The sequence below is a fragment of the Pseudomonas sp. SIMBA_041 genome, from assembly GCF_046535095.1.
GTDB classification, from domain to species: Bacteria; Pseudomonadota; Gammaproteobacteria; order Pseudomonadales; family Pseudomonadaceae; genus Aquipseudomonas; species Aquipseudomonas mucoides.
In genome coordinates this window covers 36360-49392 of sequence record NZ_JAWRXJ010000006.1, presented here as the reverse complement: position 1 = coordinate 49392, position 13033 = coordinate 36360, and the positions used below count along the sequence as shown (strand labels likewise).

The 13033-nt window shown below is 55.1% G+C and carries 10 protein-coding genes and 1 pseudogene; 4 read left to right on the top strand and 7 right to left on the bottom strand.

Annotated features, from left to right (window positions below):
* Positions 1-144: 144 nt before the first annotated feature.
* From SB725_RS15595 to SB725_RS15575, 5 genes and pseudogenes are all read right to left on the bottom strand, one after another.
* Positions 145-4293: a CheR family methyltransferase gene (locus tag SB725_RS15595; RefSeq protein WP_410922156.1), complete on the bottom strand. Its 4149-nt coding sequence runs from the start codon at positions 4291-4293 to the stop codon at positions 145-147.
* Between the two features lie 117 nt (positions 4294-4410).
* Positions 4411-4962, bottom strand: coding sequence for an ATP-dependent Clp protease proteolytic subunit (locus SB725_RS15590; RefSeq protein WP_410922155.1), 552 nt, complete (start codon positions 4960-4962; stop codon positions 4411-4413).
* A gap of 352 nt (positions 4963-5314) precedes the next feature.
* A pseudogene (locus tag SB725_RS15585) lies at positions 5315-5428 on the bottom strand (general stress protein); the annotation flags it as partial.
* 259 nt (positions 5429-5687) lie between these two features.
* Positions 5688-5894 carry a DUF4142 domain-containing protein gene (locus tag SB725_RS15580; protein ID WP_410922154.1) on the bottom strand — a complete coding sequence of 69 codons (207 nt, stop codon included), beginning with the start codon at positions 5892-5894 and terminating at the stop codon, positions 5688-5690.
* 17 nt (positions 5895-5911) lie between these two features.
* Complete coding sequence (locus tag SB725_RS15575; protein WP_410922153.1) at positions 5912-6184, bottom strand: DUF4142 domain-containing protein; 273 nt, start codon at positions 6182-6184, stop codon at positions 5912-5914.
* Positions 6185-6549: 365 nt separating this feature from the next.
* Between SB725_RS15575 and SB725_RS15570 the strand changes: the two genes are divergently transcribed.
* The 4 genes from SB725_RS15570 to SB725_RS15555 all read left to right on the top strand — a co-directional run bounded on the left by SB725_RS15570 (position 6550) and on the right by SB725_RS15555 (position 9858).
* Positions 6550-7431, top strand: a complete 882-nt coding sequence (locus SB725_RS15570) for an MBL fold metallo-hydrolase (protein ID WP_410922152.1) — start codon at positions 6550-6552, stop codon at positions 7429-7431.
* A 105-nt stretch (positions 7432-7536) separates the two neighbouring features.
* Positions 7537-8394: an SDR family oxidoreductase gene (locus SB725_RS15565; protein ID WP_410922150.1), complete on the top strand. Its 858-nt coding sequence runs from the start codon at positions 7537-7539 to the stop codon at positions 8392-8394.
* 251 nt (positions 8395-8645) lie between these two features.
* On the top strand, positions 8646-8885 hold the full coding sequence (locus SB725_RS15560; RefSeq protein ID WP_410922148.1) for a hypothetical protein: 240 nt from the start codon (positions 8646-8648) through the stop codon (positions 8883-8885).
* Complete coding sequence (locus tag SB725_RS15555; RefSeq protein ID WP_410922147.1) at positions 8878-9858, top strand: SDR family oxidoreductase; 981 nt, start codon at positions 8878-8880, stop codon at positions 9856-9858. Before SB725_RS15560 ends, SB725_RS15555 begins: the two co-directional genes overlap by 8 nt.
* Here the strand turns inward: SB725_RS15555 and SB725_RS15550 are convergent.
* A complete protein-coding gene (locus SB725_RS15550) occupies positions 9847-11469 on the bottom strand; it encodes an alpha-amylase family protein (RefSeq protein WP_410922146.1) in 1623 nt (540 codons plus the stop codon). The genes SB725_RS15555 and SB725_RS15550 overlap by 12 nt on opposite strands.
* Positions 11459-13006, bottom strand: a complete 1548-nt coding sequence (locus SB725_RS15545; protein WP_410922145.1) for an alpha-amylase family glycosyl hydrolase — start codon at positions 13004-13006, stop codon at positions 11459-11461. Before SB725_RS15545 ends, SB725_RS15550 begins: the two co-directional genes overlap by 11 nt.
* Positions 13007-13033: the final 27 nt, after the last annotated feature.

Sequence of the window (13033 nt, the reverse complement as noted above, 5' to 3'; positions counted from 1 at the left end):
TATGGCTTGCCGGGTACTTTAGAAGCCCTCGCGGTTGAATGAGGGCCTGAATCACACCAGAGACTGAGTTGACCCTAGGCTTCCCCATGCGTAACGGGGAATAAGGACCAATAGCACGGAAGGCCAAGGCGCTTTTTTATGTATTTAATATGGTCGAGATTTGCAGGCCTCATCAATGATGTCGATAAAGTCATCATGGGCCACCGGCTTGCTCACGTGGTAATTGAACCCCGATTGCCTGGTTTTCTTCTGGTCAATGCTGGTGGCGTAACCCGTGAGCGCAATGGCGGGCGTGTATTTGTGGTGGGCGATCTGACGAACGGCCTGGATCAACGCGTGCCCATCCATGACGGGCATACCGATGTCGGAAATGATCACGTCGTAGCTGCCCTCTTTCGCGGCTTTCAGGGCCAGTAGTGGGTCGCTGAAGGCTTCGACATGGGCGTCCTCCATTTCCAGCAGCATTTGCAGTACTTCCATCACGTCTCGAGAGTCATCTACCAGCATCACTTTTTGGCCAAGCAGACGCCCTGATTCAGCCGGGGCTTGGGCTTGATCCGCCGCCTTTTGATGGGGGTGGCACAGCGGCAGGCGGATGGAGAAAGTGCAACCGCAGCCAATGCCTTCGGAGCGCACATCCACCGAACCGCCATGGGCTTCAACCAGTTGCCGCACCAGCGATAGGCCAATGCCCAGGCCATCGCGCTGATGGGTGGCATGCTGGTCTTCCGCCTGACTGAACAGATCGAACACCTTGTGCAGGTTCTCCGCTTCAAGGCCAATGCCGCTGTCGATAACGTCCAATTGCGCCATGTCCTCGACGCGGTGGGCGATCAGCTCAACGCGGCCATCCTTGGGGGTGAACTTCAGGGCGTTGTTCACCAGGTTCCAGATGATCTGTTCCAGGCGTGTACTGTCAGCATCGACTACCAGCGGTGGCTCCGGCGGCTGCGGTACCTGGAGGATGATTTCGCAAGGGTGTTGATCGTTGACCACCACCGTGTGGATGTCCTGCAGAATCCGTCCCAGATCCACCGCCTGTTTTTTTAATTTGAGTTTGCCGGTGCGCACACGGGCAACGTCCAGCAAATCGTTGATGATCCGCGCCTGACTCGATACCGCGTCGCAAATGGTATTGACCGCTTTCATCGCCGGGCTGACGCTTCTGGTCATCGGCAAACGGCGCAGCAATTCGGCGTTGAGTTGAATGAGGTTGAGCGGGTGCTTGAGCTCATGGGACATCACTGCGAAAAACTCGTCTTTGAGATGACTGCTGGTCTGGGTTTCGGCCAGCTGTTGGCGTTGTTCGTCGTGCAGTCGCTTGTGTCCGGTGAGGTCTCGGGCGATCTTCACGTACCCCTTGAGGCTCTCGCCTTCAAGTCGGATGACTTCGCCGCTGCAATAGAAACGACTGCCGTCCTTGCGCAGGTGCCAGCGCTCATCTTCGCCTCGACCATGCTCGCGCGCGGCACGCAGCTCAATTTCCGGAGCGCCTGAGCTGCGTTCTTCCGGTGTGAAGATCAGGTCGTAATAGGCGCCGAGCACTTCCTCTTTGCTGTAGCCAAAAATCAGCTTTGCCCCGGTGTTCCAGTCGGTGATCACGCCGTGATCATCGAGGATGATAATGGCGAAGTCATGGGTGCTTTCGGCCACTAGGCGCATGCGCTCTTCACTGATGCGCAACTCCTCCTCGGCGGCACGGCGCTTGGAGATATCGATAAAGGTCAGCACCGTGCCGTCGATGTGGTCTTCACTGGAGCGGTAGGGCAACAGGCGGGCGATGTACCAGCGCTGGTCGCTGCTGCAGACCTCGCGTTCGATCATGTTCAGCGACTCGAACACCGTCGCCGCATCCTCGGCTATCTCCGGGTAGTCCAGGCGGTGGGTGATGTCCATTAGCGAGCGCCCGGTGTCGACCGGCAACATGCTGAAAATCTCGGTGGCCCGTGGGGTAAACCAGCGAATGCGCATGTTGCGATCGACGAACACGGTGGCAATGTCGGTGGAGGCAATCAGGTTGGTCAGGTAGTCGTTGACCTTGTCGGTTTCTTCGACCTTCGCCTTGAGTTCAGCATTAACGGTCAGCAGCTCTTCATTGATCGATTGCAATTCTTCCTTGCTGGTTTCCAGTTCTTCGGTGGCTGAGCGTAGTTCTTCGTTGATCGCCTGCATTTCTTCATTGGAGGCCTTGAGCTCTTCGCTGGAGACTTCCGACTGTTCGACGGTCTCCTGCAACTGCAGCTTGGTGCGCTGCAGTTCATGCTCCAGGTTGGTCAACATCTGGTTTTCGGTCTGGCTGGCAATGCCATCAAGCTGCGCTTGAGGATCGACCTCGCTTTCCTCGAAGATCACCAGGGTGTATTCGCTGTCAGTTTCGTCATCCTTGTAAGGATGCACGTTCAGGTCGACCAGGTAACTACGCTGCTCACGCTCGATGCGGACTTTGCGCGAGGTGACCGGCAGCCCGCTCTGCTGTGCTTGGTACAACGTGGTGCGAATGTCCAGGCGCAGATCCGGGTGGGCCAGGGTCAACAGGTTGCGTGATAGCTCGCCGGCCACGTAGCGCAGGAAGCGCCCGGCGCCTTCACTCATGTGCAGTATGTTGGCGCTGGCGTCGACGATGATGCTCGGCGGCGCAGCCTTCTCCAGTGCACGCAGGTGAATGTCGGCAAAGGACACCTTGCGTGCCACAGCCGGTTGCAGGGGGCGGGTGGCGACGGTAGTACGTGCATAACCACCGCGCGGCAGCGTGGGGGCGCGGCGGGGACTGCTGGCCACGCTCTTGGCGCGGAAGATGCGGTTGCGTTTGTCCACCGGCGTAAACAGATCGAGGCAGCCATCGGCCGATTCCGAGGAGCCGAGGAATAGGTAACCGCCAGGACGCAAGGCAAAGTGGAACATCTGCATGATGTCGCGCTGCACTTCGCGGTCGAGGTAGATCAGCAGGTTACGACAGACGATCAAGTCGAGTTGGGAGAAGGGCGGGTCGAGCAACAGGCTGTGCTTGGCGAACAGTACTTTCTCGCGAATTTCCTTGCGCACGCGGTAGGAATGGTTTTCCAGGGTGAAATATTGGCGCATGCGCGGCGGCGGAACGTCGGTAATGATGGCCTCGGGATAGACGCCACTTCGACCAAAGGCAATCGCGCGATCATCGATGTCGGTGGCAAACACCTGAAGCTTGGCCGGGCTGGCCTCCAAGGCCATTTGCTCAGTCAGCAAAATGGTGAGGCTGTAGGCCTCTTCGCCGGTAGAGCAGCCCGCTGACCAGACACGGATTTCATCCCGTTTCGGCACGGTGTCCTGCAGCGCTTTAACCAGATCGGGAATGACATTGCGCTCCAAGGCTTCGAAGGCTTCGCGGTCGCGAAAGAAATTGGTCACACCAATCAGCATGTCCCCCAGCAACGCCTTGGTTTCTTCGGGGTGGGCTTGCAGATAATCGTAATAGGCGCCCAGATCCGGCTGTGCGGTCACCTGCAGGCGACGCTCGATGCGGCGCAGCACGGTGGCCCGCTTGTAGTGTTTGAAATCGTGACCGGTTCCATTGCGCAGCTGGATCAAGATGTCTTGCAGCTGCTGCTCGGCTATGGCGGCTTCGCGTTCGTTAGCTGGAGGGGTAGTCTTGATTTCCGGATCGTTGGCCGTAGGCAGTGTGATTGCCTTCGAATTACGCCAGAGCTCCATCAGTTTTTGCGGCATCTCCACCACGGGCAATACCAGATCGACCATCTGCGTATTGATGGCAGCCCGGGGCATGCCATCGTATTCGGCATCCTCCGGAGTCTGCACCAAGGTGATGCCGCCTTGTTCCTTGATCCGTGAAAGCCCCACCGCACCGTCAGAGCCAGTGCCGGACAGTATCAGGCAGAAGGCCCGCTCCTTGTGCACATCCGCCAGGTCTCGGAAGAACAGGTCAATGGCCACATGCATGCCGGGCGGCCGATCCGATGGTGTCACCGACAGATAACCATCGTTCATCATCAGGTCGTGCGCCGGCGAGATGACATACACGGTGTTCTTTTCGATGGAGACAGTCTCGGTCACCTGCCGCACCGGCATTTTGGTGACTTCCTGAATGATCCGGTCGACTTGGCTGGGATAATCGGGCGACAAGTGAAAAATAACGACAAAGGCCATGCCGTTGTCATTGGGCATGTGCTCGAAAAATGATTTCACCGCCTGAAGGCCACCAGCGGAAGCGCCGATGCCGACCACAGGAAAGGGCAGGGTGCTGGGGATCAGCTCCTTGCGCTGCGGAACATTGGGTGAACGCTTCACGGAAGACTTCATGATCAAGGCCTGAAATGAATGGCAGTCAAATCGTTGTACTTTCTAACCATACTACGCCATGTCTTTCTGGGGAGCAGTGACAAACCTGCGTAAGGTGTTTCCTGGATAGCACAGGCGTCACGAGTGGATGGTACAGGTCACGGATTGCGCATCGATCAGTGGTGACTTGATCGCCTGTATCAACCCGCAGGCCAACGCTTGAGGAGGGTCGATGATGCGCGGGGCGGCAATCAGGTATTTTTCCGTTTCCAGCTTCGCCTCGGCACCTTCTGTGCGCTCGGCCACGATGCGCGCATAGAGTTGCAAGTCGTAGTCCAGGCTCATGGCGTATTCAGACATACGGGAATGATCGACCGAACCTTGAAGGTGCCAATGAAAGGGATGGAAGAGAAATTTGCTGTGCACGCAAGCCGTCCTGCGCTGGCCGGCCAGGAAAACGATGTTGCCCATCGACTCCACGGTTCCGAGATTGTGCGTTTGCACCGGAATCGGTAGCGAATGCAAAAAGTTATACATGGTAAAGCCGTAACTGCATTCGCCGCCCATGGTAGCGATATTCACGATCAAGCCCGACGCACTTTGCTGCACCGCCGTCGATGCTTTCTCAATAAGCTGACCACAGGTCGACGCGTTGATAGGGCCAGTGAAATTAATGACATGTACAGGCATATATCACCTCGCACTTAAAGTCGATGCACGTAGCGACTATGAACTTCGTTCGCAAACAGGCGGCGTATGTGACGCGCCCGTAACTCTCTCCGACTGCACGGCACCTTGTCGGCGTTCATAACAACCCGGCTGAGCTAACAACGTTTCGCTACGCACACTGTTCTGCAACTGTTCGACGTGTTCGTGATTGGCTTGAACAACTGACGGATTCGCTGGTATTCCCGGCATTCTATCGTCTCGGGCAAGTGGATCTTTTTCAAAACGTTCTGCAGCGAGGGTGTTTTCGTTTGGCGCTTTCATGATTGAACCTCTTTCCAAGAGGGGCGGCGATGCCGCCCCGGTCTGAGTGCGCTCAAGATTTGCGACCGCCGCTGTGGCTTTGTTGTCCGTCCTTGCGGCCGGCTTCGGAGGCCTTTTCACGATCATTGGCAAAATTGCCGCTGCCCGACTGGCCACCTTTTTTGCCACTGCTGGACGACTTGTCGCGATCATTACCCTGATTTTTATTACCGGTAGTCATGATTATTCTCCAACATTGTTTGGCTTTTGCTGATTCATCTGTGTACGACGGACACTAATTCCGATTTCAACAGGCCTGCGAATGTTTTGAATATTTTCAAGATGACCGATAAGCGGTACGTCACGCCACGGACCAAAGCCGGTTCCCGCGTAATAGGTGTGTGCTACTGACCCGATCAAGGCTTGGTTGGCCTTAGTCTGCCTGCCTATGGCTTTAATTTGTCCTGAAGACTTTTCACCGTTCGTTCCTGCTTGAGGATGTCGGGCAAAGCGCTTTCGGCGAACCATTTCAGCTCGGGTTTTTCCGACGACATTGCTTCTTTTTTGAATAAAAACACTTGCTGCTCGAGCGCTTGCACCTGACTGTCGATATAGATCCGGTCGAAGGAGTCTTCGCGGGACTCAAGGCGCATTTGCTTCGCTTTGCCCGTCAGGAAGCTTCGGTTGGAACGTTCATATGTAGCTGATCGCCGAGCGTCTTGAGTTTGCCGTAAAGCTGCGCTTTGCTGGCGATTACCTGATGGGCAAAGTCTTTGACTCCCTGACTCTGACTTTTCTGCAACGCAACTTTCGCGCTCTCGGTCTGAAATACACTCTGCTGCGCGGCCTCTTCCATAAAGGCATTGAGAGTGACCGAGTACGCCACTGAACCGAAAATACTCAACCCCAATCCTGCAAGCCGTTTTGCTCTGTTCGGAATCATCTTGGTCTACCTCTTATGCGGGTTATGCGGGCGACTCGCCTGCCCCCTGAGTGCGGCTCCTTGATCCAGGATCTGCAGCTGTTATTCAGGTTCAACTATCGAATGCGGAATCGCCAAAAGACAAACGCTTGCTCCGTGCTTACAGGGTCTGACGCTGAGGGTGACGGGGTGTTCCGCTTGATTCCCGAACGTTGGCATGGCTGTCTTTTGTATCGCTCTTCCTATGCTTATCTGACAACGATGACCCCTGCGGCGGCACGATTATAACCTCGAGCGCCATATGTCGATTTGCTCGAGTATTTTCCTCGTAGGCCGGGTCGACCAATAAGGTTCGACGAACACATACGGTGCGGGGAAGGTTTGACATGCGCGTGCATCATTTAAATTGCGGATGTATGTGCCCTTTGGGTAGGGCTTTGTTCGACGGTTACAGCCGTGGATTGACCGCGTCGGTTGTGTGTCACTGTGTTCTGATCGAAACCGGCACCAATGGCCTGATTCTGGTGGATACCGGCTTCGGCCAGCAGGACGTCCAGCATCCGGAGCGTCTGAGCCGCTTTGTCAGAGCATTCAATAACATTCAATTGGAGCACCGGTTTACCGCGATAGATCAAATCCGTCGAATGGGTTTTGACGCTAATGATGTACGTCACATCATTCTTACCCATCTGGATTTCGATCATGCCGGCGGCCTCCAGGATTTTCCGAGGGCGCGGGTACACGTCATGTTGGAGGAACTCAACTTCGCAACGCTGACGAATGGCTGGTTCAAACGGCGACGCTTTGTGCCTGCGCAGTGGCGGGGTGTCGAGGACTGGGAGCTGTATGCCCCGGATGGCGATACCTGGTTTGGCTTCGATTCGGTGCGCGCCGTGCTTGGCGCGCAGGAAGAAGACATTTTGCTGGTACCGCTTCGAGGTCATACGGCCGGTCACGCCGGCGTTGCGATCGGTACTGCCGAGGGATGGTCGCTACATGCAGGGGATGCCTACTTTCACCATGATGAAATTCATCTTCCCAAGCGCCGCTGTCCTGCTGGCATGCGCTTCTACCAACGCCTGATGGATGCCGATCACCAGGCACGAATGCACAACCAACAGAGGTTGCGTCAATTAGCCAATGATAGCCGCATGGCAGTGAACATATTTTGCAGCCACGATGCGCGCGAGTTCCAGCAAGTGAACAGTTTCGGCAGCAGTGGATTTTCCGGATCGCTTATTTTTGACGATGAGATTCGCCATCCATAGTCGAGACTCGGCGCCTGGTTTACTCATATAAAAGCGAACTCGCAGCGCAGTATTCAAGTCCACCTTGAAATGGCTTCGAATCAACAAACCTCAGGAGAGACTTCGATGAAGACCTATCCAAAACCTCCATTCAAACCCCAGCAGCAGCCTGTCCCCGGCGAGCAAAGTCGAATGGAACCGTATCCCGATTGCGGTGAGAGCAGTTATGAAGGATCGGGCCGGCTGGCCGGCAAGATCGCACTGATTACCGGCGGCGACAGTGGCATTGGTCGCGCTGTGGCGATTGCCTTTGCCCGTGAAGGCGCTGATGTGGCGATCTCATATCTGGACGAACACGAGGACGCCAAAGAAACCGCACGGTGGGTAGAGGATGCGGGCCGGCAATGCCTGCTATTGCCGGGGGACATTGCTAGTCATGCGCATTGTGCGGGGATCGTGAATGACACCGTGGCAAAGTTCGGACGCATTGACATTCTGGTGAACAATGCCGCCTTTCAGATGACCCATGAGACGTTGGAAGAAATTCCCGACGAGGAATGGCTGAAGACATTTGACGTCAATATCACCGCTATATTTCGCATTTGCAAAGCGGCGCTGCCCAACATGGCGGACGGTAGCTCGATCATCAATACCAGCTCAGTCAATTCTGACTCACCCAGTCCCAGCTTGTTGGCCTATGCCACGACAAAAGGTGCGATTGCGAATTTCACCGCTGGTCTTGCCCAGATGCTTGGCAAGCGTGGCATTCGAGTCAATAGCGTAGCGCCCGGGCCAATCTGGACGCCGTTAATCCCATCCACGATGTCCGAAGACTCGGTGAAAAACTTCGGAGCAAACACTCCTTTAGGACGACCAGGGCAGCCGGTTGAAGTAGCGCCGATTTATGTACTGTTGGCATCGGACGAGGGCAGTTACATTTCCGGCGAACGGTTTGGGGTTACAGGCGGAAAACCTATCCTCTGAAGGCTTTCCTCGGACTGAAAGAGAACTGAGGGGTGACAACAATGAAACATTTTTACATAGGCCTGAGCTTCTGCAGCCTGCTGTTGCTGCAGGGATGTTTCGATAACTCTGACAGCACGACGAAGAACAACCCGGATGGCACAAAGTCGTCTGTGCAACTGCAGCAGGAGAAAGCGGACGAAAGCAATTAACGATTTTCTAAGCACTTGAGATCACAGCACATCCATCGAGAAGCCCAAGGAGATTCGTTGATGAAGAATTACCCTTTGGATGATATCCATCCCGAACACCGCGATGGTCAGGTTGCGGTCGCTATAGGCTTGGCTCCCGACGAGGTCGAACTATGGGTGACCGCCATTGAAAAGGATGGCAGTGGAATGGGATATATCGTCCATTTCTCCAAGAGCACACCTACAGAAGTTCTGGCCAAGGTTCAAGGGCTGGGAGAGGATCGAACGATCAATATCGGCCCGGGCGGACACGATGGATAAGCATGCAAAATCATTGGTTATTATTTGTGGCGCGAGCTCGGGAGTAGGACGCGCCACGGCACACCGTTTTGCCGCTGCTGGTTATCGAATCGGATTGCTGGCTCGAAGTGAGGAGGGCTTGACTGAAACGCAAGAAGAGCTCAGTCAGTATGGTGTTCCGGTGATGTCGATAAGTGTTGATGTCGCGGATTCGCAAGCGGTCGAGTCGGCTGCGATACGGCTGGATAATGCCCTTGGGCCTTTATCGATCTGGATAAATAGCGCAATGGTGACCGTGTTTTCGCCCATTGATAAATTGAGCGCTGAGGAAATTCTACGGGTCACCGAAGTCACGTATCTCGGTACTGTGCATGGTACCCTGGCAGCACTGCAACTGATGCGTCAGCGTGGTGACGGGCTCATTATCCAGGTCGGCTCTGCCCTTGCTTATCGGGCCATTCCGTTGCAAGCGGCCTATTGCGGAGCGAAATTTGCCGTACGCGGGTTCACTGACTCATTGCGTTGTGAGTTGCTGTATGAGCGCAGTCGTATTCGCGTATGCATGGTTCAACTCCCCGCGATTAATACACCTCAGTTTGACTGGGCCCGCAACAAACTTGAAAAACGTCCGCGACCCATTCCGCCCATTCATGATCCAGACGTGGCGGCGAGGGCAATTTTCAGCGTCCTTCAGAGTCCGCCCCGGGAACTGTGGTTAGGATGGGCTTCTATTAAGGCGATTGTGGGCACCAGTCTGATGCCCGGTTTGCTTGATCGATTGATGGCTCGAAATGCCTATTCGGGACAACTGAGTGCAGAAGTCGATTCTCAGCGCCCGGATAATTTGTTCGAGCCACAACAGGGCTTGCATCAGATTCGCGGTCGGTTCGTCGGTCGCTCTCTCGACTCCGCATTCGCATTAACGTCGGCGCAATTATCGGCGTTGTCGGTGATTGTGTTTCTGCTGTTTTGTATTGTGCTTTTACTTTTTTGAATGACCGTACCTGAACCACCGGTAACCAAAACCTCTAAGCGACAAAACCTCGCCCTCGGTTACATCAGCGGGGTAGGGGCTATCAGCGAGTACTGATTCGGCCGTGTTCAATTCGGCCCAATCGGCAGACTCAAGCGTGACGGGTTCCGAACTGAGATTGCAAAGCATGAGGGACGTAGCGTGGCCGGCATAACGAATGGCAAATACTGCCGGATGTCCGCTGCGAAGCGGTTGCGCGTTGCCGTCTCCGATTTCAGTCAAGTACGCGCGTGTCCGCATAATGTTCCGACAGCGAGCAAGCAGCGACTCGCCATCGTCTTGCTGGGCACTGACGTTCAACGAGGTATACGCAAATGGCCCGTCATCGATTATGGGCGCTGGCAACAAGGTGGGCGCCGCTTTCGAAAAACCTGCGTTGATCTCGGCGCTCCATTGCATGGGCGTGCGTACGGCGAGCCGATCCTTTCGTGTCAGATCGTCGCCCATGCCAATTTCCTCGCCATAGCGAATGATCGGTGTCCCGGGCAGTGAGGCCATCAAGGCCTGCGCCATTGCCTGATGACGTACGTCACCCTCCAGCATGGGCGCCAGACGACGTCGAATACCGCGCCCATACACGCGCATTTCGGGTTGTGGGGCGAAAACCTGCATGACTTCTTCGCGTTCTTTTTCCGAAAGGCGCTCAAGGTCGAGTTCATCATGATTACGTAACCAGACAGCATACCCGGCACCGTCAGGGGCGAGCGGACGTTCCTCTAGTGCGCGAAGCAGTGGTTCGGACTGTTGCCTCGCAAGCGCCAGGAAAAGGTGGTTATTCATCCAGAAATCTAGTGCCAGCTTGAGACGTTGACCCTTGCCGAAATAGTGACAAAACCGCTCCGGCTCGACATCGACTTCGCCCATCAATATGCATTCTGGATTGATGTTGCGAGCCAATGCCGCCAAGCGATCCAATAACCACACGCCGTGTTCCTCTCGCTCACCGCCTGCTTGTTCGACAGCATGGGAGGCAGCATCCAGGCGAAAGCCGGCGATACCCATCTGCAACCAATGAATCATGATTTGTTCTATCTCTTCCACGACTGCCGGATTGGCCAGGTTCAGATCCGGCTCGTGGCGATAAAACAGATGGCGGTAGTACTGTCCGGCCTGTTCATCCCATTGCCAGATGCTTTTTTCCACAGAGGGAAAAATCGGTTGATTACCGTCGTCGACGGGCGTGTCCGACCAGATGTAGAAGTCGCGATAAGGACTGGATCGATCAGCACGCGCTTGTTGAAAGCAGGGATGCTGGTCGGAGGTGTGTTGCAGCACCAACTCCAAAACAATTCGCATGCCGTACTCACCAGCCTCACGCACCAACCTGCGGAGATCTGCCTCGCTGCCAAACCGAGGTTCGATCGCGCGGTGATCCCTGACGTCATAACCGGCATCGCGAAAGGGCGAGCCGAAGATCGGCAGCAGCCACAGTGTCCCGATCCCTAGCGCGCTCAAGTAATCAAGTCGGCGGATAATGCCCTGCAGGTCACCGCAGCCATCGTTGTCATAGTCGAAAAATAACGAGGGATCGACCTGATAAATGACAGTATTGCGATGCCAGTCACTGTTCATGGTGGTTTTCTCTCCGACGAAGGATGACCGCCTGTTCCGCAGCTACAGTGCCCTTGAACAGCTCTTTTTCACTTTGACGATCGCTTGAGATTTGCGTGATCCATTGCCCCGCCAGCGGAAAGGCATGCTCAACCTGGTCAAAGTTGATGCAAATAATTCGCTCATCCGAGTGGGAGTGCCGACGGTACGCCAGCAATTGAGGATGTGATGGCAGCTCCTCCCATTCTCCGATGCTTAAGGCTTCGCTTTCTCGTCGACAGCTCAGCAAACATCGATAGAGGCCAAGTGTTGATTCGGCTATCGCTTCTTGTGCTTCTACGGCAAGGGTGGAGACGTCGGGAGGGAAGGGTAGCCAAGGCGTTTTACCTGGCCAGCCATGCGGGGCGTTAATTTTCCAAGGTAACGGAGCACGACTTCCATCTCGTCCTCCTGGATCAACCCGGGTCTGTGCCGTGACCTGCGTATCTTCCAGTGCCAATTCGTCGCCTTGGAAAATGAACGGCGTGCCACGCAATGTCAGAAGCAATACAGCGGCGGCATGGGTTCTACGCAGCGAACCACCGTACCGGCTTCGAAGCCGACTGTTGTCATGATTCGATAATGCCCAAGTTGGCCATGCGCTATGGCTTGGGAAGCAGCCTTTCACTTCGCGGATACACAGGCGAAACACCACCGGATCCCAAGGCGCATCGAGTGGCGGAAAGTTGAAAGACATATGCAACTCATCACTCGCGCCATAGTACGCAGCGACCTGGGCGGTCGACCGTATATTCACTTCACCAATCAGTACTCGGTCATCGGGATAATGATCGACCAGACGTCTCAGGCCGCGAAGCACTTCATGGCTGTATGGCTGATCGTTGATTCTCACCATCGTTTCGCCCGCCAGGCAACGCGGATCATCGGCAAAAGTGGGATCCTTGCCGATGCAATGCACCACGTCGATACGAAAACCATCGACACCACGATCCAGCCAGAATCGCAGCACTTGGTGCATCGCTTCCACAACCCGAGGGTTGTGCCAGTTCAAATCCGGTTGCTGAGGTAAAAAGAAATGTAGGTAGTACTGCTGGCTAACTTCATCCCAGCTCCAGGCGCTGCCTCCGTCAATCGAAGCTCTCCAGTTGTTTGGCTGGTCGCGCCATATGTACCAATCACGTCGGGAGTTAGCACGACTGGCGCGCGATTCGATAAACCAGGGATGCTGATCGGAAGTATGGTTCGGGACGAAATCCATCAGCAATTTGAGGCCTCGTTTGTGAGCCTCTGAAATCAATAAATCGAGGTCTGCCAGATTGCCGAACAATGGATCGATGTCCATATAATCGCAAATGTCGTAGCCTGCGTCGCACATAGGCGATGGATAGACAGGGGATAACCATAAGGCGCCCACCCCCAGCGCCTTGAGATAATCCAGCTTCGCGATTAATCCTGGCAAATCACCAATGCCATCGCCGTTGGCATCAGCAAATGAGCGTGGATACACTTGATAAATTACGACCTGCTTCCACCAAGGTAAATGGTGCACGCCAGACATAGCGACTCCTGTAGACCTGCACGCAGA

Bases quoted from the DNA above. Each gene is read 5' to 3' on its own strand.
- SB725_RS15595 (WP_410922156.1), bottom strand. From the start codon at position 4,293: ATGAAGTCTTCCGTGAAGCGTTCACCCAATGTTCCGCAGCGCAAGGAG.
- SB725_RS15590 (WP_410922155.1), bottom strand. From the start codon at position 4,962: ATGCCTGTACATGTCATTAATTTCACTGGCCCTATCAACGCGTCGACC.
- SB725_RS15580 (WP_410922154.1), bottom strand. From the start codon at position 5,894: ATGCGCCTTGAGTCCCGCGAAGACTCCTTCGACCGGATCTATATCGAC.
- SB725_RS15575 (WP_410922153.1), bottom strand. From the start codon at position 6,184: ATGATTCCGAACAGAGCAAAACGGCTTGCAGGATTGGGGTTGAGTATT.
- SB725_RS15570 (WP_410922152.1), top strand. From the start codon at position 6,550: ATGCGCGTGCATCATTTAAATTGCGGATGTATGTGCCCTTTGGGTAGG.
- SB725_RS15565 (WP_410922150.1), top strand. From the start codon at position 7,537: ATGAAGACCTATCCAAAACCTCCATTCAAACCCCAGCAGCAGCCTGTC.
- SB725_RS15560 (WP_410922148.1), top strand. From the start codon at position 8,646: ATGAAGAATTACCCTTTGGATGATATCCATCCCGAACACCGCGATGGT.
- SB725_RS15555 (WP_410922147.1), top strand. From the start codon at position 8,878: ATGGATAAGCATGCAAAATCATTGGTTATTATTTGTGGCGCGAGCTCG.
- SB725_RS15550 (WP_410922146.1), bottom strand. From the start codon at position 11,469: ATGAACAGTGACTGGCATCGCAATACTGTCATTTATCAGGTCGATCCC.
- SB725_RS15545 (WP_410922145.1), bottom strand. From the start codon at position 13,006: ATGTCTGGCGTGCACCATTTACCTTGGTGGAAGCAGGTCGTAATTTAT.